General features: G+C 57.0%; 23 protein-coding genes and 1 pseudogene. 12 read left to right on the top strand and 12 right to left on the bottom strand.

From position 1 onward, the window contains the following. Positions 1–42: 42 nt before the first annotated feature. The 4 genes from IG627_RS12690 to IG627_RS21290 all read right to left on the bottom strand — a co-directional run bounded on the left by IG627_RS12690 (position 43) and on the right by IG627_RS21290 (position 7,411). The gene (locus IG627_RS12690) at positions 43–1,785 is read right to left on the bottom strand and encodes a proprotein convertase P-domain-containing protein (RefSeq protein ID WP_193192741.1); all 1,743 of its coding nucleotides are present in this window, start codon (positions 1,783–1,785) and stop codon (positions 43–45) included. A gap of 800 nt (positions 1,786–2,585) precedes the next feature. Then, positions 2,586–4,337, bottom strand: coding sequence for a proprotein convertase P-domain-containing protein (locus IG627_RS12685; RefSeq protein ID WP_193192740.1), 1,752 nt, complete (start codon positions 4,335–4,337; stop codon positions 2,586–2,588). A 903-nt stretch (positions 4,338–5,240) separates the two neighbouring features. After that, positions 5,241–6,143 (bottom strand): alpha/beta fold hydrolase, encoded by a 903-nt coding sequence (locus IG627_RS12680; RefSeq protein WP_193192739.1) that lies wholly within the window; start codon positions 6,141–6,143, stop codon positions 5,241–5,243. 425 nt (positions 6,144–6,568) lie between these two features. Next, positions 6,569–7,411: an alpha/beta fold hydrolase gene (locus tag IG627_RS21290; RefSeq protein ID WP_226865058.1), complete on the bottom strand. Its 843-nt coding sequence runs from the start codon at positions 7,409–7,411 to the stop codon at positions 6,569–6,571. 432 nt (positions 7,412–7,843) lie between these two features. Between IG627_RS21290 and IG627_RS20890 the strand changes: the two genes are divergently transcribed. Both IG627_RS20890 and IG627_RS21285 read left to right on the top strand, forming a co-directional pair. Next, positions 7,844–8,020, top strand: coding sequence for a hypothetical protein (locus IG627_RS20890; RefSeq protein ID WP_226865034.1), 177 nt, complete (start codon positions 7,844–7,846; stop codon positions 8,018–8,020). Between the two features lie 429 nt (positions 8,021–8,449). After that, positions 8,450–8,863 carry a GFA family protein gene (locus IG627_RS21285; RefSeq protein ID WP_193192737.1) on the top strand — a complete coding sequence of 138 codons (414 nt, stop codon included), beginning with the start codon at positions 8,450–8,452 and terminating at the stop codon, positions 8,861–8,863. Between the two features lie 101 nt (positions 8,864–8,964). Here the strand turns inward: IG627_RS21285 and IG627_RS12665 are convergent. From IG627_RS12665 to IG627_RS12655, 3 genes and pseudogenes are all read right to left on the bottom strand, one after another. Then, positions 8,965–10,274: pseudogene (locus IG627_RS12665) on the bottom strand (IS1380 family transposase). A gap of 87 nt (positions 10,275–10,361) precedes the next feature. Then, positions 10,362–10,760 carry a hypothetical protein gene (locus IG627_RS12660; protein WP_193192736.1) on the bottom strand — a complete coding sequence of 133 codons (399 nt, stop codon included), beginning with the start codon at positions 10,758–10,760 and terminating at the stop codon, positions 10,362–10,364. 383 nt (positions 10,761–11,143) lie between these two features. Continuing rightward, positions 11,144–12,115: a diguanylate cyclase gene (locus IG627_RS12655; protein ID WP_193192735.1), complete on the bottom strand. Its 972-nt coding sequence runs from the start codon at positions 12,113–12,115 to the stop codon at positions 11,144–11,146. A 277-nt stretch (positions 12,116–12,392) separates the two neighbouring features. On the opposite strand from IG627_RS12655, the gene IG627_RS12650 reads away from it, so the two are divergent. The 4 genes from IG627_RS12650 to IG627_RS12635 all read left to right on the top strand — a co-directional run bounded on the left by IG627_RS12650 (position 12,393) and on the right by IG627_RS12635 (position 14,320). Next, entirely contained in the window at positions 12,393–12,797 is a 405-nt protein-coding gene (locus IG627_RS12650) for a YciI family protein (RefSeq protein ID WP_193192734.1), read from the top strand. Positions 12,798–12,821: 24 nt separating this feature from the next. Continuing rightward, on the top strand, positions 12,822–13,184 hold the full coding sequence (locus IG627_RS12645) for a DUF1428 domain-containing protein (protein WP_193192733.1): 363 nt from the start codon (positions 12,822–12,824) through the stop codon (positions 13,182–13,184). Between the two features lie 88 nt (positions 13,185–13,272). Continuing rightward, positions 13,273–13,740: a phosphate-starvation-inducible PsiE family protein gene (locus IG627_RS12640; RefSeq protein ID WP_193192732.1), complete on the top strand. Its 468-nt coding sequence runs from the start codon at positions 13,273–13,275 to the stop codon at positions 13,738–13,740. A gap of 109 nt (positions 13,741–13,849) precedes the next feature. Next, positions 13,850–14,320: a VOC family protein gene (locus tag IG627_RS12635; protein WP_193192731.1), complete on the top strand. Its 471-nt coding sequence runs from the start codon at positions 13,850–13,852 to the stop codon at positions 14,318–14,320. Positions 14,321–14,417: 97 nt separating this feature from the next. Here IG627_RS12635 and IG627_RS12630 read toward each other — a convergent pair whose 3' ends face one another. Together IG627_RS12630 and IG627_RS12625 are read right to left on the bottom strand one after the other, a co-directional pair. Then, the gene (locus tag IG627_RS12630) at positions 14,418–16,199 is read right to left on the bottom strand and encodes a M28 family metallopeptidase (protein ID WP_193192730.1); all 1,782 of its coding nucleotides are present in this window, start codon (positions 16,197–16,199) and stop codon (positions 14,418–14,420) included. Positions 16,200–16,503: 304 nt separating this feature from the next. After that, positions 16,504–17,625, bottom strand: coding sequence for a M14 family metallopeptidase (locus tag IG627_RS12625; RefSeq protein WP_193192729.1), 1,122 nt, complete (start codon positions 17,623–17,625; stop codon positions 16,504–16,506). Between the two features lie 553 nt (positions 17,626–18,178). Here IG627_RS12625 and IG627_RS12620 point away from each other — a divergent pair. After that, positions 18,179–18,661 carry a hypothetical protein gene (locus IG627_RS12620; RefSeq protein WP_193192728.1) on the top strand — a complete coding sequence of 161 codons (483 nt, stop codon included), beginning with the start codon at positions 18,179–18,181 and terminating at the stop codon, positions 18,659–18,661. A gap of 69 nt (positions 18,662–18,730) precedes the next feature. Beyond that, positions 18,731–19,657, top strand: a complete 927-nt coding sequence (locus IG627_RS12615) for a heme-dependent oxidative N-demethylase family protein (protein ID WP_193192727.1) — start codon at positions 18,731–18,733, stop codon at positions 19,655–19,657. Here IG627_RS12615 and IG627_RS12610 read toward each other — a convergent pair. Together IG627_RS12610 and IG627_RS12605 are read right to left on the bottom strand one after the other, a co-directional pair. After that, on the bottom strand, positions 19,613–21,016 hold the full coding sequence (locus tag IG627_RS12610) for a helicase HerA-like domain-containing protein (protein ID WP_193192726.1): 1,404 nt from the start codon (positions 21,014–21,016) through the stop codon (positions 19,613–19,615). The genes IG627_RS12615 and IG627_RS12610 overlap by 45 nt on opposite strands. Before the next feature lie 116 nt (positions 21,017–21,132). After that, positions 21,133–22,134, bottom strand: coding sequence for an AraC family transcriptional regulator (locus tag IG627_RS12605; protein WP_193192725.1), 1,002 nt, complete (start codon positions 22,132–22,134; stop codon positions 21,133–21,135). Between the two features lie 112 nt (positions 22,135–22,246). Here IG627_RS12605 and IG627_RS12600 point away from each other — a divergent pair, with 112 nt between their 5' ends. From IG627_RS12600 to IG627_RS12585, 4 genes are read left to right on the top strand one after another with little or no spacing between them, the layout of a single operon-like run. After that, positions 22,247–23,587 carry a flavin-containing monooxygenase gene (locus IG627_RS12600; RefSeq protein WP_193192724.1) on the top strand — a complete coding sequence of 447 codons (1,341 nt, stop codon included), beginning with the start codon at positions 22,247–22,249 and terminating at the stop codon, positions 23,585–23,587. Continuing rightward, positions 23,587–24,537 carry a bile acid:sodium symporter family protein gene (locus IG627_RS12595; protein ID WP_319024564.1) on the top strand — a complete coding sequence of 317 codons (951 nt, stop codon included), beginning with the start codon at positions 23,587–23,589 and terminating at the stop codon, positions 24,535–24,537. Before IG627_RS12600 ends, IG627_RS12595 begins: the two co-directional genes overlap by 1 nt. A 16-nt stretch (positions 24,538–24,553) precedes the next feature. After that, positions 24,554–25,525 carry an SDR family oxidoreductase gene (locus tag IG627_RS12590; RefSeq protein ID WP_193192723.1) on the top strand — a complete coding sequence of 324 codons (972 nt, stop codon included), beginning with the start codon at positions 24,554–24,556 and terminating at the stop codon, positions 25,523–25,525. Next, a complete protein-coding gene (locus IG627_RS12585; protein WP_193192722.1) occupies positions 25,522–26,340 on the top strand; it encodes an SDR family NAD(P)-dependent oxidoreductase in 819 nt (272 codons plus the stop codon). The genes IG627_RS12590 and IG627_RS12585 overlap by 4 nt, the downstream gene beginning before the upstream one ends. Here the strand turns inward: IG627_RS12585 and IG627_RS12580 are convergent. Further along, positions 26,330–26,899 carry a LysE family translocator gene (locus IG627_RS12580; RefSeq protein WP_319024566.1) on the bottom strand — a complete coding sequence of 190 codons (570 nt, stop codon included), beginning with the start codon at positions 26,897–26,899 and terminating at the stop codon, positions 26,330–26,332. The two genes, IG627_RS12585 and IG627_RS12580, sit on opposite strands and share 11 nt — an antisense overlap. Positions 26,900–26,939: the final 40 nt, after the last annotated feature.

The raw sequence follows: 26,939 nt of genomic DNA, 5'->3' as shown, positions 1-26,939 counted from the left end.
ATCAATATTTTGAAGACAGGCTTTGGTGACTATGGAAGCCGGTCAGAACCAATATATATTGAAGCCGTGAAGAGTCCCAGTGTGTGCATTTTTTGTGTCTTGTATTACAAGAGTCCACTGGCCCGGTTGGAGCGCGGCGTGGGTCAGATAGCCGCGCCACACGGACGGCATTGGCGAACTGTGACTTGGATGCTCCCTTTTTATTATATATTCGGCGCCACTGGGGTTGCGCAGGAGAATCCGCAGGTCGCCTCTATATGGGTGATCAATCGCGAGTTCGATGCGCGCCATGCGGCCCGGCTCAGATTGGCCATTTTCTGCAATCGTAAAGTGGCGCTGCAGTTCTCCCGGTACCGTGACAACGCCTTCCGTGTGCGGAGGGGGGGTCTTGTTCGGGGGATCGTTGGGGTCGTCTCCGCCGCCAGGGGGGGGATCCTGCTGCTGTAGCTCTCCATCCGGAATGGAATATGAGCCGCCAACATGAACGCTGGCAGGTTCGGCCAGCGGGCCGACTTTAACGTGCTGAGTGCTTGCCGGGTTGGGGTTGGTGCAGTTGAAGGCCGACGGCGCTGTACCGCGTTGCGACCACCATTTACGCAGGCAGGAGCCCAGGGCCTCCTGGCCGAACTGGTTGGGGTGCATGGACTCGTTCAATCGGCCTTGTTCCCCCATGGGATTGTCTGCACCAAAGAGAGTGTTGTAAAGCCAAGTGATAAGCGCGTCGGGGCCCGCCCCGGCATCCATCGGGTTGTCAATATATCTGACCCACTCCATATTCGCTGCCGTGGCAGGAATTTCCGGAGTTGCCCGTTGCGAGCCCACTTCACACAGCTTGTGCCCATCAAGAACATACTGCGGGTTGACAAAATCGACAGACTTTTCATGAGCGAGTGTTTCATACAGGCCGTTTAGCTTCGGCATCAAGGTGTGCTCAAAAAATTCAGCGTCGTCGCCAATAAAGGGGCACCTCCCGAATTCTCTACGGTGTCCTTCTCCATAGCGATTGTCATAGAAACCCGCGAGTATCGCCGGATAGCCCATGAGTACAATCCGATAGTCATTGGGGTCGGTCTTTCCATGCACTGCCATAGTCTGGCGGACTAGGTCAATGGATTTGGAAACCTTGCCATAGGTATCGAAAAGTGACAAAGAGAGATGGTCGTTGATGCCGTACCAACATCTATCATCGTCATCTGCGGTCCAGTGCTTTTTGACCCACTTTGCCATGCATTCGGTTATCATATCGGAGAAACCCATGTCGTTCCCGCCAATACCGAGGACAATCAGCTCTATATCGTTATCATATGCCAATTCTTCGAGGCGAGTGATCTGTGGCGCCTGGTCTCCTTGGAACTCTCCCTCATTAACCAGTGGCCATAGGTGTCTACTTTCGGCACCGCTACAGGCCAGATTGACCACTTTTGGGAAAGGCCCCTGGATCATAAAGGGGGGCACGGGGAAGTAGGGCCTTTTCAGCTGCTGAATAGGAGCGCTATAAGCCCGGTGGCAGCCGTTGTCAATGCTGCCTTCCTCGTAAACTGAGTCCCATTTTGGGTTGCCGGACGGGTAGCGTTCTGCACCATCGGTTCCGAAACTCCGTGGGATTGGCCAATCGCCTTGCGGAACTATCGTATTACCCCGCCAGCGACCGGCTTGTCCGGAGGAGAAACTGTCTCCCAGCACTACGGCTGTGGCCGGCTTCGCTTCCGCGAAAGCGGGCGAAACTAATAGAGAGAGCGAAAGCGCAGATAGCGATCTTCTTAATATTGGAACTATTTTTTTCATAGGCGTCTCGTAACTGTTTGCCAGTGTATAGTCAGATGCGAGTAATAATCGCCGCACCTAAGCTACTAGATTTCTAGATGGTGTGCCGGGTTGAGCGCGACAGAAAGAGGGCGGACTTGACAGTCCGACATCTCATCGGGCTGCAACTCCTCTGGCAACGATTGGTCAGTTTTTTGCGGGCGATAAATTTAGGTTTTCTTGCGCTGTTGCAGCTGACACTCCTTCGCTGTAGTCATGGAGGCGCTCCCAGGACGGCTCATGCTCAGTGTCATCCGGTAGCGCCGATGTCCCCGCTGAAGTCAATGTCCCCCATATTGGGGCCCTGATTTTGATTGGATATACACTGCGTGGTTTAACTACTGATTCCAGGCCTTTTCCAGGGCATCATCGCGATTGAAGCGGCCGGTTGGTCTTAAGTGGCGCATCTACAGGTCGGCGACCAGAGGTGGTGTCGGATAATGGGGATCAGCCTATTGGAAGGTCGTCTATGAGACGGGCTATGCTGGTCTCGGTTCCTTCGAACGGATTTTCCTGAGAATGTGAACCTGACACCTGCAGAACACTGCAAACGGTTTGGAGCGGTGGGTCGGTCTTCGGTTACAAAGTTAGAGGGGAGGATAATTAGCCTAGACAGAGTGCGTCGTCGTCGAGCTGAGACAAAAATATTAACCAAGCGCAAGATAACTCATTGCATAGAGTGTTGCCCGCATGCTCCTTGGCACATGCGGGCAAAAGTTTGCACAAATGTTTTTTTCTTTATCAATATTTTGAAGGCAGGCTTTGGTAACTATGGAAGCCGGTCAGAACCAATATATATTGAAGCCATGAAGAGTCCCAGTATGTGCATTTTTTGTATCTTGTATTACAAGAGTCCACTGGCCCGGTTGGAGCGCGGCGTGGGTCAGATAGCCGCGCCACACGGAGGGCATTGGAGAACTGTGACTTGGATTCTCCCTTTTTAATATATATTCGGCGCCACTGGGGTTGCGCAGGAGAATCCGTAGGTCGCCTCTATATGGGTGATCAATCGCGAGTTCGATACGCGCCATGCGGCCCGGCTCAGATTGGCCATTTTCTGCAATCGTAAAGTGGCGCTGCAGTTCTCCCGGTACCGTGACAACGCCTTCCGTGTGCGGAGGGGGGGTCTTGGTCGGGGGATCGTTGGGGTCGTCTCCGCCGCCAGGGGGGGGATCCTGCTGCTGTAGCTCTGCATCCGGAATGGAATATGAGCCGCCAACATGAACGCTGGTGGGTTCGGCCAGCGGGCCGACTTTAACGTGCTGAGTGCTTGCCGGGTTGGGGTTGCTGCAGTTGAAGGCCGACGGCGCTGTACCGCGCTGGATCCACCATTTACGTAGGCAGGAGCCCAAGGCTTCCTGACCGAACTGATTGGGGCGCATGGACTCATTCACGCGGCCTTGTTCCCCCATAGGATTGTCTTCACTGAAGAGGTTGTCTTCTAACCAGCTGGTCATTGCGCCGGCGCGCCCATTCCCCTCGGGATCCATCGTGCTGTCAAGATATCTTACCCACTCCATGTTTTCCGCCGTTGCGGATATTTCTGGAGTTGCGCGCTGCGATTCCGCTTCACATAGTTTGTGCCCATCAAAGACATACTGCGGGTTGATAAAGTCTACGGATTTCTCGTGGGCGAGTGCCTCGTACAATCCGTTGATCTTTGGCATCAAGGTGTGCTTGATATAATCAGAGTCGTCGTCAATAAAGGGACACCTTCCATATATTCTTCGATTCCATTCATTGTATCGATTATCATCGGATCCTGCGATGATTGCCGGATAGCCCATTAATACGATTCGATAGTCGTTGGGATCCGTTCTTCCATGGATTGTCATAGTCTGGCGGATCAAGTCGACGGTTTTGGAAACATTGCCATAGGTATCGAACAGCGAGAGAGAGAGGGTTTCGTTGATATCATCCCAACATCTTTCATCTTCAAATTCTTCCATTTCGTTTTTTGCTATCCAAAAATATATACATGAAGCTATCATGTCGGAGAAGCCCAAGTCGTTTCCGCCGATACCGAGGACAATCAGCTCTATATCGTTATCCTGCGCCAGCTCGTTGAGGCGAGTGATCTGCGGCACCTGGTCCATCTGGTATTCTCCGCCCTCCGCCTCGGGCCAGAGATGTTTACTGCGAGCGCCGCTGCAGGCCAGGTTGACTACGCTTGGGAAGGGGCCGTTAATTTGTAGCGGTGGCATGGGGAAATAGGGCTTTCTCAACTGGCGGATGGGGGCGCTGTATGCGCGATGGCAGCCGTTATCAATGCTGTCTTCCTCGTAAACTGAGTCCCATCTTGGGTAGCCAGGTGCAGCATGTTCGGCACCATCGGTTCCGAAGCTCTCGGGGGTTGACGCCCCGCCTTGCGGGACTCGTGTATTGCCCCGCCAGCGCCCGGCCTGCCCGGAGGAGAAGCTGTCTCCCAGAACCACAGCTGTGACCGGTTTCGATTCCGAGAAAGCGGGCGAAATAAAGAGAGTGAGTGAAAGAGCAGATAGCGATCTTGTTAAGACTGGAGCTATTCTTTTCATAAGTGCCTCGTAGCTACTAGGCTGTGTATAGCCAAATGTAAGTAATAATCGCCGTGCCGAGGCTACTAGATATTTAACTGGCGTGGTGGGTTTAATATGCCAGATGGGAGGCTGCGTGGACACCCAGATGTTTCGCCGGACGCATATCCTCCATTACTGATTCTTTAATTTGTTCCAGGTGATGAACTAGTATTTTCATCCGCTGTTGCAGATGGTATTCCTTCTTTTTATTCACGGGGCGACCCCGGTTGTAGCGCCGCGTCAAGTAAGTGCTATTACCACGACCGCTGTCCCTGTGGTTGTTCCATAGGGGAGTTCTGAGAAAAATTTGCTTTTCAGGCTGCGAAGAATTCTCTACGCCGCACCCTTGTTCAATTATATTCCAAGAAGGCTTGTGCTCAATTTTATCTCGGCAGTGTCGATATTCCAGCTGGAATCAGTGTCTTCAATATTTTGGCTATCGTGATTCGGGCTGAATTTGCACTGTTTGGTTTACCCGCAGATCCCTGGTCATTCCTTAGAGTACCATCGCGATTGAAGCGGGCGGTTAGCTTGAAGTGGCCCGTCCGCCATTCAATGGTGTGCCGGTCGGTGGACTGAGATGGCGACACAATGGGTCAAGGTATGAACAACAGGCAGTAATTTACTATCTCGCGATCTCTCGCATACCTGTCAAAAAACCGGAAAACCTGTGGCGGGGGATAGGATTTACTTTACTTCACGACGAAAGTTTACTGTGATTTTGGGATGATATACGAAAACCCTGCCAGGTTGATTGGTCCGATTCACTAATAATTTTATACCGGGGAAGCTGTCGATGGCAGTGGCGGAGAGTGCCGGCTTAACGCCGGCGCAATGGGAGGGTGATTGCTTTGGAGGGTGAGGCTGTTATCCGTGCCACTATTAGTAATACTTCTCCATCCAGGCATGCACACAGGGCAATACGACACTTTGGGCGCGTTTGCCTGCTGCTATATCGAAATGGGAAAAATCGTGTCCAAAGCCCTGTGCTCTACCGAAGGTCTCGAAAGTAATATCTTTACTGCCTAAATGCTCTACGAGCTTCTTCGCACGTGCAGGGGAGGCGTGGAAGCGGTCTGCTGCACCGATGCCGGCATAGACAGGGAGTTTCACGTTTCGCAGGAGTTTCCAGTAATTGCGGCTACCGTCAACGCTAGCGAAGCTGCCGCGGGCGGCCCACAGTGCGAGCTGCCGCATTAACGCTGGCGGTTCGTCCGAAGGGCCTAGGCCGAGACGCCTGGCAGGCATTCTTCCGAAGATATGCGCTACCAGGTCCGAGAGTGGCAATTGTATGCGCTTGGAAAGGCCGCCGTCTGAGTAGTCATTGATGGCTGACGCCAGAGCCGCGACGCCGGAAACCTCGGCCTGCAGACTGGGATCCAACCCTAATGCTGCCAGTGCGGCATAGCCGCCGAAACTGTGGCAGAGCATGAGTAGCGGGCCCTTGTGTTGCTCGGATGCGAAGCGGATCAGCGCGGGCACGTCCGAATCGACATAGGTATCGAAGCTCCAGTCCCAGCATCGAGCCTCTCCGTTTGGCCAACGGCTGCGCCCGTGCCCGCGCAGATTTCCTAGTAGCACTCTGTAACCCTGGTCTAACAGGTAGCGGCCGGCTCCCTGCTGGACGCTGTTGTAGAAAAAGCGGCTGTCGGAGAAAATCCCGTGTAAGCAAAGCACGGCAGCGCCATTTTCCGTGCCTCGTGCGGGCACCAACTCCTGAACCATGAGTTGGTGCCCGCCGCCGGCTGAAATGAAGTGATCGATCGACTGTGTTTCCTGGGTCAAAGTTTCGCCTCCGAGATTGTGAAGTGGGTTCGTGTCGGCTGTATTGCAAGCAATCGGAACCTTCCGTTCTAGGGCGGTTTCACAAGGCTTCTGTTCTTAACCAGCGGGGGCCTTACTTGCTTTGCGATATCTAAGTTTCACCTATATCAGAAGTGAATTTAATTTTCAATGTTTGTTCAGCGGTTTTATGCGGAATTATTTTATTTAATTAAGGTTTTATCATGAAGTTTGAGTTTTCAAATTCTTAAAGTGTAAGTGAGTAGAGAGTAACTATATTATTGCATCATGTAGTATCAGAAATTTGACTAGACTTTTCCTGGTCCACGTGTTCATTGCATACTGCATCTGGTGCGGTTGCGTAAATCATTGAGAGGTGCGCCAATTTCCTGATATTATTTCAGCGTGTGTACTCTATTTGTGGGTGCTCATTGTGTTTGAAAGTCGTCTGCGGTTTTCTTCTTATCTCGACGCCACTGTTGATTTTTAGAGGTTACTGACTCTTCCATTTGGCGCGAGAGAGGTCTGTCTAGCTGCTCAACGAGCCATTGTGCGGTGTGTTCCCATGCGGGGCGGGATAGCTCTCTGGTTACGACTGTCATGTGGTTTGCATTCGGGGCGCAATAGATACGGTGATCTGGGACCGGTGCTAGAAATTGTTGGCAGTATTCGAGTGGGCACAGAAAGCGATCTTTCTCACCAGTAATCGCCAATACAGGTTGCCGTACATTATCTCGTAATGACAGGTAGTCCACTCCATCTGTGGCGCATATGCAGCTACCGGTTCTCGCCCATCGACGAAGATCAGCAACGAAGGATAACGGAACGTCCTCCGAGCCCACACGCAGGCGGCGAGCGGGGAAGTAACCCAAGGGCTTGCAGAGAAGTTCCCATATAAACAGCACGGCGCGTCTGCGGAACCAAACCCAGTTAGTAGGTTCGAACTGCGGCAACCACAGGTTGGTTGCGTAGAGAACCAGTGCATCTACCGGGGCCCGGGGTGTCAGTCCTAGCCAGAACAGGGAGGCGTGGCCGGTGAGGCTGTGGCCAAGTAATCCGAGGCGTAAAGCCGGGTGCCTGGCGCGGACCCAGTCGACCACTGCAGGAATGTCACCGCGGACAATTTCGTCGTAATTCCAATGGCTGTTTCCTGCGGTGCTGCTTTGTCCGTGACCGCGTAGGTCAAATGTGTATACGTGTAACCCTGCCTCGGCTAGGGTGCTGGCGAGGCCTCTTCCTCTGGGGCGGTCGAGTGTGCGGCGGTTAGCCATCATCGCGTGCCCGGCAACCACTACGCCTTTCGCTCTGCCCTGGGCTGGATATTCAGATACTGCAAGAGAGCAGCCGGAGCAATCGACGCTGTGGGATAGGGGGGGCATGGATAATCCTCTTGAACTATTGTTTCTGCTGTTTGCGGAGAGTTTAGGGAGTTAGCGCAGGGTAACAGCCCGGCAATCAAATGATCCGGGTCATTTGGGTCGAAATGCCGCCTGTTTCCCGTCTCGCCGGTATTATGCAATTTCTTGATCATGAGTGCCTTCTACTGCTCAGGTTTTACCGGTTTGCGATTTTATACATGAGCAGTATCCGGCCGAGTACTGAAAGGTCATGTCCAAAATCACCTGTTTGTGACCTATTTCGCGCCGTCTGTTGGGTGAGTAGAACTATAGACTACTGGCTCTATCGATGTTGAAACGAGAGTATTGTTTGTTTCCAACAAAAACTTAGGCGGTTCTATGATTAAAAATATTTCGATGCTCATTGCTGCCATGGCCGTATCGGCCGTTGCACTGGCTGGGGAGACTTCCGATAAGGAGGTGGTCATCGATTTCAGTGCCAATAGTGCCATCGGCGCTCTGAGTGCCGCACGGCATAGTTAGGACGATGCCCAGTCCATTGGTTGCGAATTGTACGAAGATGAGTCCGGCTCTAAAGCGTTCTGTCTTGCTGTAGACGCTGATGGCAATGAAGCCAGGTGTATTACCGGTAGCTCTGAACGGTTAAAGCGTATAGCCGCTATTAATGCGAACAGCTATCTCAGGTTCAAGTGGGATGATTCATATGAGTGCACTGATATAAGGGTGAGCCTAAACTCCGTTTTTATACGATAACGGCTTCGAGTTAGTACCTGTTTCTTCGGCATTCAAATCGTATTCGATTTAAAGTGAACTGGAGCCTGTGTCTCTCGTCAAAGGATTATTTTTATTAAGCAGGTTTTAGGTTTCTTCCGTATTGCCGAAAACACTCTGGAGGAACTTAGTGCCGGAGATGGTTCAGCGTATATCTGATTATTTTTTTGTGAGGTAGATATGGCAAGGGCACAATGCTGTTGCGGGGAGTTGGCTATCGAGGTCTTGGGGAGCCCGAAACGTTTTGGTGTATGTCACTGTTATAACTGTCGTCGCAGAACGGGTAGCGCTTTCGGTGCGTCTGCCTATTTCGACTTAGCTCAGGTTAAGGAGATTTTGGGGGCGTCTAGTGTCTATGGGTTTGAGTCAAAGCACTCAAAGGGTTCGCAACGGAGATATTTCTGTGCCAACTGTGGAACTACCCTCTATTGGATATATTCGGAAACTCCAGAAGAGCTTGGAGTCGCCGGTGGTTGCTTCGAGATTGGCTACCTTAATGCCCCTGATTACTCTGTTTCTAACGATAATAAACTACAATGGCTAACAATTAGAATTCTGCATAAGAGTTGGGCTGATAGTGGATTGGGGCCCTAGCCCGGATTTTGCATCGCCAGTTTGACACCGCAGTATTTCATGCTGCCCGGTCGAGTGGGGTGGGACTGCTGTTTTTTTGCCGGGAACAGCACCCCACTGCTCTACGTGGGTACCAGGCGTACTGCCAGCTTGCAGAAGATTTCTCTGTCGGGGAACGATGTCGGTAGCAGGTAGCGAACACGGCGCATATTCTTGAGCGCCACGGCGCCTACTTTGATCAATCGGTTGCGCAAAGTGGCTGCCGAGGCTTTGGCCAACTGGGTGTCTTGCAGCTGTTTGCGCAGACATTCATACAGCACCCAGGCCAGCGCCGAGAGCAGTAGCCTCCATTGGCTCGGCCACCAGCGGTGGCAGGAGGTGCGGTCGGAAAACAGGTCTATCTGCTGGTCCTTGATGCGGTTCTCCATATCGCCGCGGGCACAGTAGAGATTCCGGCAGGGTTCTTCGCTATCCCCTTCCAGATTGGTGGTGATGAAGCGAGGGTTGGGCCCGCCACGGGTATATTCCGCCTTGTCGATAACCCGCTGCTTATATTTCCAGGTGCCGGCGGCATACTGGAAACTCCTGAACAGGCTGAACTTGAAAGCCCCATTGTTGGACCAGCGCCTGGCCAGCTCAAGGCAGCCGCTCAGCTTGCGTTCCAGCCGCTTGTTGCGAGCAATACCGACGATGTACTTCACGTCATTGCGCCTGTACCAATCCAGCATACGATGACGACAGAAGCCGCTGTCTCCGCGGAAGATAATCTCTACCTTGGGCCATTGCTGGCGCAGCGCTTTGACCAGTAGGGCGAGAATGGCCAAGCTGTGCTTGGCGGCATCCTGCCGGCAGTGGCGCAGGTAGCTCACCAGCAGGGCCGACCGCAGAAGACGTAGAGTGACAGGAGGCAGTAGCGGTCGTAATAGCCGTGGAAGAAGCGCTACTCTTGCTCCCCGTGCACTGGGATGTCTATGGCATCGAAGTCCAGGATCAGCCGCTTGGGTGGCTTCTTATGGCAGGCTACGAACTGGTCGAAGAGCACCTTGTGTAAGCCTGCGGCGACAGCGCGGTCCTACTGTTGTTCTAAGCGGCACAGTTTGGCGGTACTGGCCAAAGGCCCCAAACGCTGGCAGCCGGCCTGGAGCGCGGTATCGAAGCGCAGTTGATCGTGATCGTTCAGGTCTTCGTAGCCGGCGGCGATGGCCAGCAATCGCTGCCGTACCAGCTGCTCGGTACCATGCTCGACACAGACCTGGCGACGCGGGTCATTCACAACCTCGGCCACAGAGCGGGATAGTCCGAGCTTCTGGTCCCACTCTCGCAAGAGCAGGAGGCCGGCATTGGAGGTCAGATCACCGCCAGTGAAATCTGCGGTGATTCTACGACGGGAAAGGGATGAAAAGCGGAGTTCAGGTTGGTAGCATTCTGTCACGGCGGAGTTTCTTATCGGACTGATTTAGACACCAGTGATGATAAGGCTTTCCGCCGTTCTTGTATTTGGGGCCGTGCAAAATCCGGGTTAAGCGATTTTTTGTTTGTCATCCTCGGGCGGCGGCAGGTGGACGTCCACCTCTTCCAGATCAAAGTTAGGCTTTGCTCCGGCCTGGAGAGGAGTTTGAACCCATTGCGATCCTGCATTCTGAAGCTCGATTAAAGTTTTCGGTCCGATGGTTGATCGATCAGTATGTTGATGGATGGTTAGGTCGTTATAACTGTTGGCAATTGCGGTCGTTGATAAGGTGGTACATAGAAATGTCATTGCTAGCGTTTTATTCATGTTGTCCTCATTGAGATCTTTTGAGTTAAGGGGTTTCCAAAAATCAAAGGTTCCGGTTTGCTCGGGTAGGGGAAGCCAGTGCGCAATCACGACCGGCAGGCATACCTGAAAGGTAACGGGCTGGAAGGCGATATGAGGCACAGCCGCCGAGGTTCAGAGCTAGTTTGGCAAGAATTTTATGGGTTTGTTGCTTGTCTTTTGCGTACACAAACAGACTGTAGATTGATACAATCGAAAACAATAATATCGGAAGCATGATTTATCTCTATTAGTTACTAATTTGTGGCAATTCAACAATTTTTCACAGTTTTTTTGTCGGAGTTTTTGCCATCTGGAATAATTTTAGCAAAAATCTACTTTTATTTTTAGGTTCCTTCTTGCCAGATTGTAGTTTGTTTTGCCATAAGATGTCGTGTAGTTGTGAGATGAATTACTGGCAGTTGGTGGATTCAATGTGCAATAAAGAGTATATCACCGTGCAACTGCTCTGCCGCTCGTATATTTGTATGGATTTGGCGCGCAGCTTATGATGCTGGATCTGCGCTAAGGACTTTATTCCGTGCCGGCTTGATCTTCGTCGCAATTTGGGAGTAGGCAAAGGCGCAGTTGGTTCTGGCATCTCGTGCGCGGCGCAGGGCACTTTCTGCACACTCGAGAAGCGCCTTCGCACTCGTCGCCGGGGTTGGCTGGAAACTGTGGCTACCGATGGCGACAGCAAAGCGTTTGCAGGCTGCCGTGGTAGCCCTGTCCACCTCCAGGGACGATACAGCCTCGAGCAATCGCTCGGCCATGGCGATGGCGCCTCTCCTATCCGTTCCCGGCAGTAAAATTGCAAAGGATCTATCGCCGGTCCGCGCCGCAAAGTCATTCCAGCGGCCGAGATTCTGCTGTAGGCAAATAGCGATACGCTGCAGGATAGTGTTGCTCCGCGCGCGCGCAAGTGCGTCTGCCTGAGCCCGGGCAAGCGCGATCTCGACCAGAAGCAGTGTCAGGGATCTGCGCTGGCACAGTGCCAGGTTCCAGTGGTGATTGAGCTGGTGCTCGAATGCGAGCACATCGGGCAGGCCGGTCAGGGGGTCTACTCGGGGCTCCTCCGCCGCCCGAAGCGATTGCGGTATTCGGTCAAGGGCGCGGTGACTGTCCCACTCTTTTTCTCGCAGCTGTAACTGTGCCTGCTCACTGCGGCAAAAAAACTCGATCAGATAGTTGGTGCCGTCTATACCGAGAATATCAATCCGCGTGGCCTGGGCAAACCTATCCGCCAGCGGTGCCCTGAAGCGGGTGTCTGTCAGGATGGCCTGGCGATTGCTGCCGATCGCATTCTGGACTTGCTGCCACGTATTACCATCGGAAAGGTAGCCCGACAGCTTGTCGTGAAAGGGTTCGGCCAGCAGTCGCTGCAGCTTGCTGTTGAGCGCGATCCAGTTTCCCAGGTTGTTGCAGATGCCGGCGGGGACCGAATAGCTGTTGAGTAGGGAGACGAGTTCCGGAGCCATGGTAAATCCCGTTGCGAAAGCGTGAGCAGCTTCAGTTTCCAGGAACTGGCGATATGGACGAGTGTGCCAGCTGCGAGGGTGAGTATAGACACGGCTCAGTCCACGGCCTCCTTGTCGTCGCCGGATGCGACCCGGCAGGCGTCAAAATTATCACGACAATAAAATTGTGCCGACCGTGTCGAAACCCGGTCGCGGTGCTCGACTATTGTATGGAGCGACCGATTACGGTCAGATTGCTGAATGCTGTGCTTTGATAATCGCTAATAGGAGAGCCGAAATGCGTTTTATGATGTTGATGATCCCCAAGGGCTATGAGAAAGCAGAGCCTGGCACCGTGCCCGATGTGGCCGCGGTGGAGGCGATGATGAAGTACAACGCCGAGCTGCAGGAGGCCGGAGTGCTGATCAGTCTCGAGGGGCTGCACCCGCTCTCCATGGGTGCACGCGTCTCTTTCAGTGGCGGCACGCCCTCGGTGACCGATGGTCCCCATGTTGAAACCAAGGAGGTGCTGGGTGGCTTCTGGATGATCAATGTGGCATCCAAGGAGGAAGCCGTCGAGTGGGCCAAGCGCTGCCCGGCATCTGACAATGAGGTGATTGAGTTGCGCCAGGTGCAGGAATTCGAGGACTTTCCGGAAGATGTCCAGGAAGCTGCCGCCGAGTTCAAGGCAATGCAATCCTGACATTCCAGCGAGGGAGTATTGACGATGGCACGTTATGTAGACGGATTTGTACTGCCGGTACCAAAGAAAAACCTGGAGGCCTACCGCAAGATGGCCAAGGAGGCCGGCGAAGTGTGGAAAGAGTACGGCGCCCTGCAGTACGTGGAGTGCGTGGCGGAAGACGTGAAGCCGGGAGAGGTGACTTCCTTTCCACAGAGCGTAAAGCTGGAGGAAGGTGAAACGGTGATTTTTTCCTGGATTGTCTATCAGTCTCGTGAACAGCGGGATGAAATCAATGAGAAGGTCATGAAGGATCCGCGTCTCGCCCATATGATGGACCCGAAAAGGCTGCCCTTCGATGGCAAACGCATGATCTGGGGCGGCTTCGATCTCTTCCTGGAGCTGTAATTGCCTGAATGTCGGCGGTTTCCCGGCTGGTGGAATTCGTGATCCTTGAGCTATAACTCATTGCACACACGCATGGGAAGCCGCGGAAATGAAAAGCAACGGGCGCCGCACGATAGTACACGAAGAACTGCCAACGGAGCACGAAGACAGGCTGATTCGGTATCTCCACCGCATCATTCGAGTTGCCGTGCGCTTCCTGGCGGTTCTTATGGCATTGGTCATCGTGTGGGGGGCTGTCTATGTAATGTTTGTCCTGTACCAGAGGCTCAATTTTCCGCCAGTCTGGATACTGGACTCCAGGGATATCCTGGATATCTTCGGCTCTTTTTTGGTGGTACTCATTGCTGTCGAAATATTCATCAATATAAGGCTTTATCTGGGTACCAATGTCATTCCCATACAGCTGGTGATTGCAACAGCGCTGATGGCAATGGCGCGGAAAATTATCGTACTGGATACGGATAAAACCGGACCCATGTTTATCTTTGGGTTTGCCGCGATTGTCCTCGCGCTCGGCGTTACCTACTGGATGGTGTCGAAAAACTCGGGAAGTTGAACTCCAGCAAGGGGCACGTTGTTATCTCGGCAACCTAGCCCAGGGCAAGTTTGAATATCTCTGATTCGAAGAGTGACCGGGGAATCAATAGAAACTTGGAGGCTTGGCTATGCAGAAAATTACCCCTTTCCTGTGGTTTGAAAGTCGCGCAGAGGAGGCGGTGGAGTTCTATACCGCCATTTTCAACAACTCCCGTGTGGTGAAAATGCGTCGCGCCCCCGAAGGTGGACCGGCACCCGCGGGATCGGTACTGGGAATTGATTTCCAGCTGGAAGGGCAGGATTTCGTAGCCATCAATGGCGGTCCACAGTTTCAATTTACGCCGGCCATTTCCCTTTTTGTCAGCTGCAAGGACCAGGCGGAGGTGGATCGGCTGTGGGCAAGACTCACCGAGGGCGGAGAGGAACTGCCCTGCGGTTGGCTGACGGACAGATTCGGGGTTTCCTGGCAGATTATTCCCGAAGTCCTGGGAGAACGGATGTTCGATCCGGACCCGGCCAGAGCGGGCAATGTGATGCAGGCGATGATGCAGATGAAGAAGATCGATATCGCCGCTATCGAGGCCGCCTACGCCGGCTGATTACCCCATGCAGGAGCGGCCCATGGCCGCGATCGGACCTTCCGGTTGCCCCGGATATCGATCGCGGCCATGGGCCGCTCCTACAAGGGCAGTTCAGTTATTTCCTGCTGTCCGCACTGGCATCGCGGATAGCGCGAAACTCATTGCCCTCATACCAGTTGGGCCAGTCGCGACTGTTGGCCAGTTCCAGTCCCAGTTGCAGTCCCAGCTGCAGGTCCATGGCCGCGCCTTTCAGGTTCCATTCGGGATCATACTCGTCGTCCGGCTTGTGGTAGGCGTGGGCCGTGTACTCCTCGCTCTTTTTCTGTGCCCACTCGCGGCCGTGCTCGAAGCTGTCGCTGCCGGAGTCGAAGTAGAGCATCGGCACGCCTTTTTTCGCCAGGCTGAAGTGATCCGAGCGGTAGAAGTAACCGCGCTCGGGGTGATCCTCCGGTGCCAGGTAGCGGCCCTGTTTCTCGGCGGCTTTCTCCAGCAGTTTTTCCAGCTCGCTGTTGCCGTAGCCGACCACTATCACATCGCGCATGGGGCCCAGCACGCCCATGGCATCGAAGTTGATTCCGGCTACCGTCTTGTCCAGCGGCACAACCGGGTGTTCGGCGTAGTACTTGGAGCCGAGCAGGCCGGACTCCTCCGCGGTGACGGCGACGAATACCAGTGACCTGTCCGGGCGCTCCTTCATGGCTGCAGCCTGGCGCGCCATGGCCAGCAGGCCGGCGGTGCCGGTGGCATTGTCCACGGCGCCGTTGAAGATCTGGTCCTCGCCCTCGGCATTTTCATTCACACCCAGGTGGTCCCAGTGGGCGGTGTAAATGATCGCTTCGTCCGGTTGGGTCTTGCCGGGCAGTTTGGCTACCACATTGCGGGAATCGGAGGTGCGCAGTTTGTTATTCAGCTCGACGCTCGCGTTCAGGCCCAGGGACTTGGGTTTGAAGCCGCGGGTCTTGGCCGTTTCCATCTCTGCTGCCAGGTCCAGTCCGGCGGCCTCGAAGATTTCCTTGGCGGTATCGCCGGTCACCCAGGCTTCCACGGCGACGCGGTCGGCATTCTTGTCTTCCGCGGCCAGACTGATCTGGGCGACGGACCAGCTGCCGCTGACCACTTCCCACGGATAGCCGGCGGCACCTGTCTCGTGAATGATGATGGCGCCGTCGGCACCCTGGCGCGCCGCTTCCTCGAACTTGTAGCTCCAGCGACCGTAATAGGTCATGGCGTTGCCGTTGAACAGTGTCTTGTCCTGGGTGGCGTAACCCGGGTCATTGACCAGGATCACCGCAGTCTTGCCTGTCATATCCAGGTCGGCGTAATCGTTCCAGTCGTTCTCCGGCGCGACTATGCCGTAGCCGACGAACACCAGTTCGCTGTTGTCCAGTGCTGAGGAGTCCGTCTGGCGCTGGGTGAAGGCGACCATTTCCGTCAGCGGCTGCAGCTTCTTGTCAAAGTCTTCGCCCTTGATGTCCATTGGCGTGGATTCAATCTGCATTTCCACTACCGGCACCTGCTGAAACCAGCTTGGCTCGCCATCGGTGTCCACGACACCCGGTTCCAGGCCCAGGGCCTCGAACTGCTCGGCCAGGTAGTTGACGGTCAGCTCCTCGCCTTTGGTGGCGGGGGCGCGGCCCTCGAATTCGTCGGAGGCGAGTACCTCTATGTGCTTATGCAGGTCCGCGGCCATGGCTTCGACCTGGGCCTTTTCCGCTTCGCTGAGGCGCGGCTCCGTGGAGTTCGCCGCGTCCTTGTTCTGCACTTGCTGCTCAGTTTGGACTGCGGTATCCGCAGAGGATTTCTGTTCCGCAGCTTCTTTTCCGCAGGCGGTGAGCGCGCCGGAGACGGCGACGGCGACCGCCAGGCCGAGACGGCGCCAGAGGGTAGGTATTCGCATATTTTTTATTCCTGTCTTGATTCCTGTGAGTCTTATTCTGAACGAATTAACTTAGCAAAAAGCGCGCCGCTAGCCGAGGTATTCTGTGCTGAATATCCCGACTTGCGCAGTAGATTTTTACTGGCGTAGAGCCTTGTAGAAGTGGCCGTCGGCCGATTGTGTGCTTCTTGCACATTCGGCATTCCCGCCGGGCGGCACTCCGCCATCCATGACGGTTGCCGCGATCGATGGTGGGATAGCGCCCAAGCTCTGATCACCGCCATGAGCGGATGGCCGCTCCGCCGCCTCTACAGGGACATGGTGATCAGAGTGCCTTCAGGGCTTCGCGAATCGGCAGGAAGATATCCCGTGCCAGTTGCTGGCAGCGCGCCGGGGACCAGCCCTCGATAGGGTCTGGCAGGTTGTCGTTGTCCTTGAACGGCATCTCCAGGGTCAGGGCCAGGGTGCGGAACTGGTGGCCGCACCAGTTGGTGCCTACCGTCATGTTGGCCTCGCCGGGCTTGTCCAGATCGTAGCCGCGCTCCGTCTGGAAGTCCGGGCTGGCGGCGACGAAGGCGCGTTTGAAGGTCTCTTCAAGTTTGGCGTGACGCTCATCGTAACCGGGGATGCCCTCGCAGGCGGCGACAAAATTGAACGGCAGTGCCTCGTCGCCGTGGATATCGAGGAAGATATCGCCGCCGATCTCGAGCATCTTTTCCCGTACCAGGTAGACCTCCGGGCTGCGCTCCATGCTCGGGTTCTGCCACTCGCGGTTCAGGTTGGCGCCGGCGGCGTTGGTGCGCAGGTGGCCGCGCACGCTGCCGTCCGGGTTCATGTTCGGCACTATGTAGAAGACGGTATCCCGGAGCAGGGATTGCGCAGATGGGTTGGCGTCGTCCAGCAGTGTTTCCAGGAAGCCCTCCACGAACCACTCCGCCATCGTTTCGCCGGGGTGCTGGCGCGCGATCATCCACACCCGGTGCTTGGCCGCCTCGGCGTCGCCCACCGTCAGCAGGCTCATATCGCGGCCGTCCAGAGTCTTGCCCAGCGTCTGCAGCTGCACCCGGTCGTCAAGCTGCGCCCAGGCCAGCAGGTCCAGGTGGCGCTCCCAGGAGAAGGGGGCAAAATAGGCCAGGTAGATGGCGGGCCTGTCCAGCTCCACGGTGAAGTCCAGGGTGTTGCCATCGTACTCGGCGCCGATGCGGAACCAGTTCTGGCGATCGTAGGAGGCGCAGACGCGATAGTTCTCCCAGCCCTCCGGGTAGGCCGCCTTACCGGCGTTGACGATGCGCAGCGGATAGCTCTCGCCCACTTTCCCCTCCAGGCGGAAGTGGAACCACTGGTAAAAGTCAGAGTTATTGTCCTGGCGGATGGCCAGTTCGACCGGACTGCTATCGGTATTGATGACTTCGATATTGCCGCTGTCAAAATCGCTGGTGATATACATGAGTGGGCTCCCGTCCAGTGTGGTGTAAGGTACTAATTGCGCGCAGGATACAGGGCCGGCCCGAATTTTGCACCGCGGGCCTGGAGAGAGTTGTTCAGTCTAGACGGATTAAAAGGCGGGCAATAAAAAAGCACGGTACCGAGGCCGATACCGTGCTTTAGCCATTCCATGGCGGCACCCGTTGCGATTACTGCTCCCTGAAATTTCCGGTGTCGGACCCCTGGCGACTGCTCACTGCCCGGCCTGATCACAAGTGCGCAACTTCGCACTGTCAGAAATCGCGTACATCTCCCTTACAACTCGCAACTGGTGCTGATCAAAGTTTAGGCAGTCGGGGGAGGTTTATGGGGAGGTAACAAGCAGTTTGGCGTACTATTGGTCAACTTTTGATCGATTTCTGCGAGGGCCGGCAGTTATGAGGTTTCCATTTTGAGACCCGCGCCACGCCTGTGGCTCTCGGCGCCACTTCCGGGGCGGGGCCGGTTTGGGTAAGCTAACGGGCTGGTTTCGGGGGCTGTTTCAGCCCATAGATGTTCGCAATTAGAGATAACCCATGAATAGATCAATCAAGCGCGGCCTGGCCGCCGGCTGCCTGCTGACTCTGGTAATGAACATGACGGCCTGCGGCTATTTTCTCTACCCGGAGCGCAAGGGCCAGCAGGGCGGGCGCGTGGATCCGGTGGTGGTGATCCTGGACGGTGTCGCTTTGCTGTTCGGTATCCTGCCCGGCGTTGTGGCCTTTGCGGTCGACTTCACCAACGGCACCATCTACCTGCCTCCGGGCGGCTCCTCGGCCATAGACCGCCACGTGACCGGTATAGACACCGAAAAGGCGCAGAAGGTGATCGACCAGCAGGGTCAGGTGTGGCTGCGGTTGCCGATCGATGCACTGGCCGCCGAGGGCGACGACCTGCAGCAGTTGGGAGCGGCCCTGTCCAATGCTACCGGCCATCAGGTGGCAGTGCAGGATATCGTTTGGCTGGAGGACCTGGCTGCACTGCGCGCCGCGACAGCAGAAGCTACCGCTGCCCGCTAGTAGATACTGGCGGAAGTCGCGAAAGCGGCTTCCGCGTCACATAATAATAACGAACCGATAGCGTCACTGATGACACTTGCCCGCCCCGACGGTGATCGCCGGTATGCGCAGGACAGCAGTGCGCTGCTTCTGCCTTTTATGCAGTCCGCGGACATGGTGCATATGGGGCTGCAGCGCCTGGATGATTCTCAGTGGATTCAACCCTGTCAGAATCTGCCGCACTACTTTCACAACAGATTGCGCGCGCGCCGCTGTCTCGGTGACAGGGTGTTTGCCCAGCTGCCGCGATCGATGGCGGCGCAGCGGGAGCTGCACCAGCTGCTGTTGCAGCTTCTGTGCCGCCATCAACGGCGAGCGTATTCTATCGAGGGCGGATTGCTTCGCTGGCGAGGGGAGGGCGCGTCTCTGTGCTGGCCGCTGGCGGATGGTGGTGAACCGCTGTGGACTGCCAGCCAGTGGGTAGCGGACGACCTCTGCCTGTTGCAACCGGGTGCGCGGGGCTACGAGCTGACAGCCGCCTCCCTGGCGGCTCCCAGTTACTGGCGCCTGGAAGAAAAGATCGGACGCCCCCTGGATAGCATTCACGCCCCGGTGCCCGGCTTTCGCGACAAGCTGTCCGCGCAGGTGACCCGCTTTTTCGATCACCTGTTGCCGGATTACCCGGTGTGGCGAAGCAACTGGACGGTGGTCAATTCTGCAGAGCTGACGCAGCGCGGCGATTCAAAGGTCGAGGATGAAAAACTTTTCCTGCGTGTCGAGCGCCAGTCACTGCGCCGGCTGCCGGAATCCGGGGCGGTGGTGTTTACAATCCGGGTAATGATCAACCCGCTGACAGATCTGCTGCCGGTAGCGGGGGCGGTGACCTCCCTGCGCCGCGCGGTGGAGCGGCTGTCGCCGGAGGAGTCGAAATACAAATCCCTGGCACCGCTGTTGCCGTCGCTGAATGCCTTTCTAGCCTCGCCGGCCGGTGAGCGCGCCGAGAATCCCACGGACTAGTTCCCTCCCCAGCTGACGCCCGAAACTGTTGGCCATGCTGTCCAGCGCGCGGCCCAGCTCACCGCTTTTTTCCATTTGTGCGCCCCCGGCATTTTTTTTAACGGCCGCCACCTGCCGTTTCTGCAGCTGTTCGTAGGCAGATTCTCGATCCAGTGTATGGCGATATTTTTTTGCCAGCGGACTGGCGCTCAGCAGCTGCTGGATTTCCGTTGCGCTGAGCGGTGACAGGCGGCTGGCCGGTGGGTGGATCAGCAGGCGATCGACCGGTTGCGGTACGCCGTCACTGTCCAGGCAGGAAACCAGCGCTTCGCCGACCGCCAGCTCGCCGATGGCGGTGGCGGTATTGAAGACGGGATTGGCGCGGAAGCTGTTTGCGGCGGCCTTGACCGCCCGCTGCTCTTTCGGCGTGTAGGCACGCAGGGCGTGCTGAACGCGATTGCCCATCTGCGCGAGGATGGCCTCGGGAATATCCAGCGGATTCTGGGTGACAAAAAATATCCCCACGCCGCGAGAGCGGATCAGTTTCACTATCTGCTCCACTTCGTCGAGCAGGCGTTTTGGCAAATCGTCGAACAGCAGGTGGGCCTCGTCAAAGAAGAGCGCAATTTTCAGCTGGCCACCGGCCTCCGGCAAGTTTTCATACAGCTCGGCCAGCAGCCACAGCAGCAGAATACTGTAGATCCGCGGGTGCATTTGGCTGGCGTCGAGCAGGTGGACTTTCGCTTCGTCGAGCAGATCGTCGAGTGCCAGCGTGGGTTCTCCGAACAGTGCGTCGGCGCCGTCCCGCTCTACGGCGAGAAACTTGCGTTTGATGGCGCCGAGGCTGGCCGGGGATATATTGCCGTATCGGGAGGCAAGATTCCGGCGCTCGGCCTCGGCGAAATGAATCAATGCGTGCAGGTCCTTCCAGTCGAGCAGCAGTAGCCCCTGTTCGTCGGCAATCTTGAACAGCAGTTGCAGCAAGCCGGCCTGGTTGTCGTTCAGGTTGAGCATCTGCCCCAGCAGTTCCGGTCCCAGCTCGGAAATGGCGGTTCGAAGGGGAAGGGTGGCGGGCCCCCAGAGTTCCAGCGGGCTGGCGCGGAAGTAAGTGTCGTCGAGATTGAACAGTGGCAGGCGCTCGTTGACCTTCGCATTGCCGCCTCCCGGGGCGCCGAGCCCGCTCAGGTCGCCCTTGAAATCGGTGACGAAAACCGGCAGGCCGCGCCGGTTCAACTGTTCCACCATCAGGCGCAATGTGACGGTTTTCCCGGTGCCGGTGGCACCGCAGATAATGCCGTGGCGATTGACCATTTCCGGAAGCAGCTGGCGCTTCGCGGCGCTGTCGCCAATGGTGGATATACCTAGCGCGATGGGTTCCATAACCGGATTCACTTTAGGGCCTGTCTACACTGAATCGACCATCGACTTAGTGTAGACAGGTCCTGTAGCCCCGTAGCGCGAGCTATGGGTTCACTCTTGCGAGTCGAGTCCAGCGATCAATTTTCCGGGGGAGGATTGCGCTTGAAGGCCTTGGGGGAGACGCCGGTCCAGCGCCGGAAGGCCTTGCCGAAAGCGCTCTCGTCACAGTAGCCGAGCGCTGCGGCTATCTCTGCATTGTTCCTGTCCCCCAGGCGCAGCCACTGGCATGCGTAGTGGCTGCGCACATCGTCCTGAATCGTGCGGAAATTGGCATTCTCTTCCAGCAGTTTGCGCCCCAGGTGGCGAGGGCTGATACACAGTTGGCTGGCCACCTGCTCGCGGGTCAGCTGCGGCTCCTGCTGCAGCAGGTGTGCCACCTGCAACTGCAGGCTCTTGTTGGTCAGGGCGCGCAGCAGTGCGTCCGCTTCGGGTTTTAGCCGCGCCATCACCTGCTGGTCGGCGGCCGTCAGCGGAATTTCCAGGTCCTGGGGGCGGAAGCGGATGGCGGATACCGGCGCGTTGAACTGTACCGGCGTCTGCAGCAGTTGCTGGTACTTCTGCTGTAGCGCCAGGGACGGGGCCGGGTAGGCCAGCAGTACGCTCTGTGCGCGAAAGGGGTGGCCGGTCATGCTGCGGGTCTGTGAGAGACAGGCGGACAGCACTGTCTCCACACGCAGCTGCGCGCAACGCAGGTAGTTGGGGCTGTAACACAGGTCGGCGTGATGGGCGCCGCGGCGCAGTTCAAACTGGCCCCCTTCGCCCACCAGGGGATGATAAATCAACAGTTGCTCTATGGCGGCACCGACGGTCTTCTGGGTCATCAGCAGGTAGCCGACCAGCCCCAGGTGACTGCTGTGCATGGCGCGACCCAGCTTCACGCCGAGCAGCGGGTCCGGATAGGCCTCCGACAGCGCCAGCCACAGCTGTTCCTGCACGCCCATAGGCACCCGTTGATTGTCGTCTATCCCGGACAGGATCTCCTTTGCCTGTTGCGGGATTTCCAGCTCCAGGCTATTGAGGGCCGCGGTAATCGCCCGTGTATAGCTGAGGGTGACGCTTCTGCAATCCGCCGGTTTCACTTCTCTGTCCGCAATTAACCAATAATCGCCCGATTATGACGATCTGCTATCGGCTTGTCACGGTATATTGCCGTCCATGCGATCAACTTCATCGACCACAGCGAGAATAACAATGAAACCCTATGCGGTGATCGGCGCCGGGCCCATGGGCCTCTGCTCAGTGCGCAACCTGGTCAAACACGGTATTCCCTGCGTTGGATTTGAAATCCACGGCGATGTGGGCGGTCTTTGGGATATCGACAGCCCCACCAGCACCATGTACGAATCCGCGCACCTGATCTCGTCGAAGAAGATGACCGAGTTTGCCGAGTTCCCGATGGCGGATCACGTGGCGCAGTTCCCGCATCACAGTGAGCTGCGCGCTTATTTCCGCGCATACGCAGAGGAGTTTGGCCTGTATGAGTGCTATGAATTCAATACTGAAGTGGTGCACTGCGCGCGCGACGGCGATGACTGGCAGATTACCACTCGCTGCAATGGGGAGGAGCAGACCCGCATCTTCGGCGGCCTGCTGATTGCCAACGGGACTCTGCACCACCCGAACAGGCCGCAGCTGCCGGGAAAATTTGCCGGTGCGCTGCTGCACTCGTCAGAGTATCGCGATCCGGCCGTCTTCGACGGCAAGCGGGTGCTCCTTGTGGGCTGCGGTAACAGTGGAGCCGATATCGCCGTGGATGCGGTGCATCGCGCGAAAAGCGTGGATATCAGCCTGCGTCGCGGCTACTACTTCCTACCCAAGTTCATCGGTGGCAAGCCCACAGATGCCCTGGGCGGCAGGGTCAGGCTGCCGCGCTTCGTACAGCAGCGCATCAGCGCGGCGCTCAGCCGATTCATGCTCGGCCGCCCCAGTCAGTATGGCCTGCCGGAACCAGACTACAGGATGTTCGAGTCACACCCGGTGATCAATTCGCTGATACTGCACCATATCGGTCACGGGGATATTCAGCCCCGGGGCGACATGGCGTCGGTTGAGGGCAACACCGTTACCTTCAAGGATGGTCGCAGCGGCGACTACGACATGATCCTGCTGGCCACCGGCTACAAGCTGCACTACCCGTTTATCGATTCTGCCGAGCTCAACTGGAACGGCTATGCGCCGCGCCTCTACCTGAACGTCTTCCACCCGGAATCCGACAATGTCTTCCTGATGGGGATGGTGGAGGCCGCCGGACTCGGCTGGGAGGGCCGCAACGAACAGGCGGAGCTGGTGGCCCTGTATATCCGCCAGTTGGCCTGTGGTGCCGAGTCGGCCCGGCGATTCAGGGCCTGCAAGCGCGAGCGCGCCGCCACGCGCGCCGACGGCGGCATGAAGTACCTGCAGCTGGAGCGCATGGCTTACTACGTGCACAAGGACACCTACCTGAAGACACTGCGCGGTCACACGGCGGACTTGCGGCGGGATCTGGCTGCGCAGGATACTCCCCGACTGGTCAGCAGCCCGGGAGCAGCCTAGTGGAAAATACCCTGTCGGAATCGGTCGCGAGCAGCTTCCAGATGTCGCCCACCGCGCTGTTGGTATTGAACGCGATATTGGCCTTTATGATGTTCGGTGTGTCGCTGGGCCTGCGCCCGGCGGATTTCGTCGCCGTACTGCGTCGGCCACTGGCGCCGGTCACCGGCCTGGTGGCCCAGTTTCTGCTGTTGCCGGCCATCACCTGCCTGGTCACCTGGTGGCTGGCGATAGAGCCGGGGCTGGCACTGGGTATGATTCTCGTGTCCTGCTGTCCCGGCGGCACCTTTTCCAATGTGATGACCTGGATCGGCCGCGCCAATGTGGCCACCTCGGTCAGTATGACTGCTGTTTCCAGTCTGGTCGCAGTGGTGATGACGCCGCTCAATTTCGCCCTCTACGGCGGACTCAATCCGCACACCCGCGAGCTGCTGCAGGCGATAGCCCTGCCGGCGGACAATATGATCGGGCTGGTGATACTGGTGCTGGCGCTGCCGATGCTCGCCGGCATGATTGTCGGTGCGCGCTTTCCACAGTTCGCGCGCCGCAGCGAGCGCTATTTCCGCAGTGCGTCGCTGCTGGTGTTCCTGTTGTTTGTGGCTATTTCTTTCGGCAAGCATTGGCAGACAGCGCTGCAGATCGCCGGTTCGGTACTGCTGCTGGTGATGGCACACAACACCCTGGCGATTGCGATCGGCAATCTGTCAGCTCGCCTGATGCAACTGCCATTGGCGGATCGCCGCGCGGTGACCATGGAGGTGGGTATCCAGAACTCGGGCCTGGCACTGGCGATTCTTTTCACTTTCTATCCATCCGCTGGCGAGATGTTGGTGGTGGCCGGCTTCTGGGGTGTCTGGCACCTGGTGTCAGGATTGAGCCTGGCCGGCTACTGGAATTTCAGCAACCGGCGCAGCGAGAGGACGGCGAGAGCGCAGCGCGCAGTGCCATCCTGAATAACAAGAAGAGACTATGAGTAACAAAAGAGTTTTGATAACCGGTGCCTGTGGCTATGTGGGGCACCAGCTAGGGGAGCTGCTCGCGCAGGAAATGCCGGTGGTGGGGGTGGATATCCGCTCGAGGCCGGCGTCCTTTCCGATTTTTACCCTCGATATCTGCGATCCCGCCCTGGGCGAACTGCTGCGCGCCGAGTCCATCACCCATGTGGTGCATCTGGCCTCGGTGATGTCCGCCGGACGCGACAGGGCGACCGAATACCGCATCGATGTCGATGGCACGGAAAATGTGCTCAAGGCCTGCCTCTATGCGGGGGTCAAACACATCACCGTCACCAGCAGCGGCGCAGCCTACGGCTACCATGCGGACAATCCGCAGTGGCTGGAAGAGCAGCACCCGCTGCGCGGCAACCCGGAATTCGGCTATTCGGATCACAAGCGCCAGGTGGAAGAGATACTGGCGGCCTATCGGGAAAAATACCCGCGCCTGCAACAATTGATATTCCGCCCCTGTTCGATTATCGGTGCGGCGAAAAACAGCAAGATCGGCGAGCTGTTTGACCGCCGCGCGATACTGGATCCTGGCGGCCACGATTCGCCCTTCGTTTTCATCTGGGACCGCGATGCGATCCGCGCTATCCAGTTCGGCGTACAGCGCAGTGCCGATGGTATCTACAACCTGGCCGGCGATGGCGCACTGACGCCGGCAGAAATTGCGCGGCTGCTGGGGAAGCCGCTGCGCAAGCCGCCGGTATGGCTGGTAAAACTGCTGCTGGGCATCGGTTATTTTCTGCACCTGACCGACAGGCAGCCCGGCCAGGTAATGTTCCTGCAATACCGGCCGGTACTGCTGAACCGGCGCCTGAAGGAGGAGTTGGGTTTCGTACCGGAGAAGACCTCGGCGGAGGCGTTTTCCTATTTTGCCCGCGAGGCACTGGACATTGAGCCGGCCGCGAAACCGGGGAAGACTGCGGAGGGCGTGGCGTGAGGGAGGCGAAGATTTTTATTGTCACCGGTGCGGCCGGCGGCCTCGGCTGGGCCATTGTCGAGGCACTGGCGGCCCGCTACCGGGCCGGATTTGCGCTGGTGGATATCAGTGCGGAGGTACTGGAGGAGCGCGCGGTGCAGTTGCGCGAACGTGGGATAGAGGCGGAAACCTTTGTGGCTGACCTGTCGTGTGAAAAATCCACGGCGAGTCTGCTCGAACAGCTGCGCAACCGCTACAGGCGAGTGGATCTGCTGGTGAACAATGCCGGCATCACCCACCGCAGTCTATCCACCCAGACCAGTAACGCGGTGATTCGCCGGGTGATGGCGGTGGATTACCACGCGCCGGTGGAGTTGGCGCAGGGGCTGCTGGCAGAGTTGCGCGCGGCATCCGGCTGCGTGATCAATATCAGTTCCATGGCCGGCTGGATGCCGGTTCTGGGGCGCGCGGGCTACTGTGCGGCCAAGAGTGCGCTGCATCAGTATTTCGAGACCTTCCGCGAAGAGGTGCGCGACGAGGGCATCAGGGTGCTGATGGTCTACCCGAGTTTTGTCGCGACCAATATCGACAGCAATGCCCTGTCCGGCGACGGCGGCATGGCAAAGCACAAGCAGAGCACCATCGGCCAGGTGCGCAGCGCCGGGTGGATGGCGGAGAGGATCGTCTCGGCGCTGGCACAGGGAAAAGAGCGGCTGTTTCCGCGCGACAGGTCGCTGCTCGGTGCCTACCTGTACAAACTATTCCCGGGCCTGTTTATGAAGCAGATGGTGAAAAACTTCCGCGTCGAACTGGAAATTGCGAGGGCTAGTCAATAGCCATTGGCACCACGCTCGCCGCCAGCAGCAGTCCCATGGTGATATTGAAGCGGCGCAAATGGGCCGGATTGTTCAGTACCCGTTTGAGGCCGACACCGAACAGCAGCCAGACGATAATGCAGGGGCCACCGACGGCGACAAAGGTCAGCGCTATACGCGCGACGTCATTCCACATCTCGCCGCTGGGGCTGGTAAAGGCCGCAAGCGCACCTACTGCCATTATCCACCCCTTGGGATTCACCCACTGAAACGCCACTGCCTGCAAAAAAGTGAAGGGTTTGCTGTTGTCGGTGCTGCCCATCTCGCGGGTACTGGCGATGCGCCATGCCAGGTACAGCAGGTAGGCGATGCCCGCCCAGCGGATAATCTCGTGCAGCAGCGGGAAGCGACTGAACAGTGTACCCAGTCCCAGACCGATGGCGACGATCATCGCCGGAAAGCCGAGACAGATTCCCAACAGGTGTGGCAGCGAGCGATTCACGCCGTAATTCAATCCGGATGACATTATCATCAGGTTGTTCGGACCGGGCGTAATACTGGTTGAGAAGGTAAATAACACTATTGGGATTAGGGTTTCTAGCACGGCAGTCTCGAGGTTG

It is taken from the genome of Microbulbifer taiwanensis (genome assembly GCF_014904815.1).
GTDB classification, from domain to species: domain Bacteria; phylum Pseudomonadota; class Gammaproteobacteria; order Pseudomonadales; family Cellvibrionaceae; genus Microbulbifer; species Microbulbifer taiwanensis.
This window is presented reverse-complemented; position numbering and strand designations above follow the sequence as displayed.

Bases quoted from the DNA above. Each gene is read 5' to 3' on its own strand.
- IG627_RS12690 (WP_193192741.1), bottom strand. From the start codon at position 1,785: ATGAAAAAAATAGTTCCAATATTAAGAAGATCGCTATCTGCGCTTTCG.
- IG627_RS12685 (WP_193192740.1), bottom strand. From the start codon at position 4,337: ATGAAAAGAATAGCTCCAGTCTTAACAAGATCGCTATCTGCTCTTTCA.
- IG627_RS21290 (WP_226865058.1), bottom strand. From the start codon at position 7,411: ATGGCTAACCGCCGCACACTCGACCGCCCCAGAGGAAGAGGCCTCGCC.
- IG627_RS21285 (WP_193192737.1), top strand. From the start codon at position 8,450: ATGGCAAGGGCACAATGCTGTTGCGGGGAGTTGGCTATCGAGGTCTTG.
- IG627_RS12655 (WP_193192735.1), bottom strand. From the start codon at position 12,115: ATGGCTCCGGAACTCGTCTCCCTACTCAACAGCTATTCGGTCCCCGCC.
- IG627_RS12650 (WP_193192734.1), top strand. From the start codon at position 12,393: ATGCGTTTTATGATGTTGATGATCCCCAAGGGCTATGAGAAAGCAGAG.
- IG627_RS12645 (WP_193192733.1), top strand. From the start codon at position 12,822: ATGGCACGTTATGTAGACGGATTTGTACTGCCGGTACCAAAGAAAAAC.
- IG627_RS12640 (WP_193192732.1), top strand. From the start codon at position 13,273: ATGAAAAGCAACGGGCGCCGCACGATAGTACACGAAGAACTGCCAACG.
- IG627_RS12635 (WP_193192731.1), top strand. From the start codon at position 13,850: ATGCAGAAAATTACCCCTTTCCTGTGGTTTGAAAGTCGCGCAGAGGAG.
- IG627_RS12630 (WP_193192730.1), bottom strand. From the start codon at position 16,199: ATGCGAATACCTACCCTCTGGCGCCGTCTCGGCCTGGCGGTCGCCGTC.
- IG627_RS12625 (WP_193192729.1), bottom strand. From the start codon at position 17,625: ATGTATATCACCAGCGATTTTGACAGCGGCAATATCGAAGTCATCAAT.
- IG627_RS12620 (WP_193192728.1), top strand. From the start codon at position 18,179: ATGAATAGATCAATCAAGCGCGGCCTGGCCGCCGGCTGCCTGCTGACT.
- IG627_RS12615 (WP_193192727.1), top strand. From the start codon at position 18,731: ATGACACTTGCCCGCCCCGACGGTGATCGCCGGTATGCGCAGGACAGC.
- IG627_RS12610 (WP_193192726.1), bottom strand. From the start codon at position 21,016: ATGGAACCCATCGCGCTAGGTATATCCACCATTGGCGACAGCGCCGCG.
- IG627_RS12600 (WP_193192724.1), top strand. From the start codon at position 22,247: ATGAAACCCTATGCGGTGATCGGCGCCGGGCCCATGGGCCTCTGCTCA.
- IG627_RS12590 (WP_193192723.1), top strand. From the start codon at position 24,554: ATGAGTAACAAAAGAGTTTTGATAACCGGTGCCTGTGGCTATGTGGGG.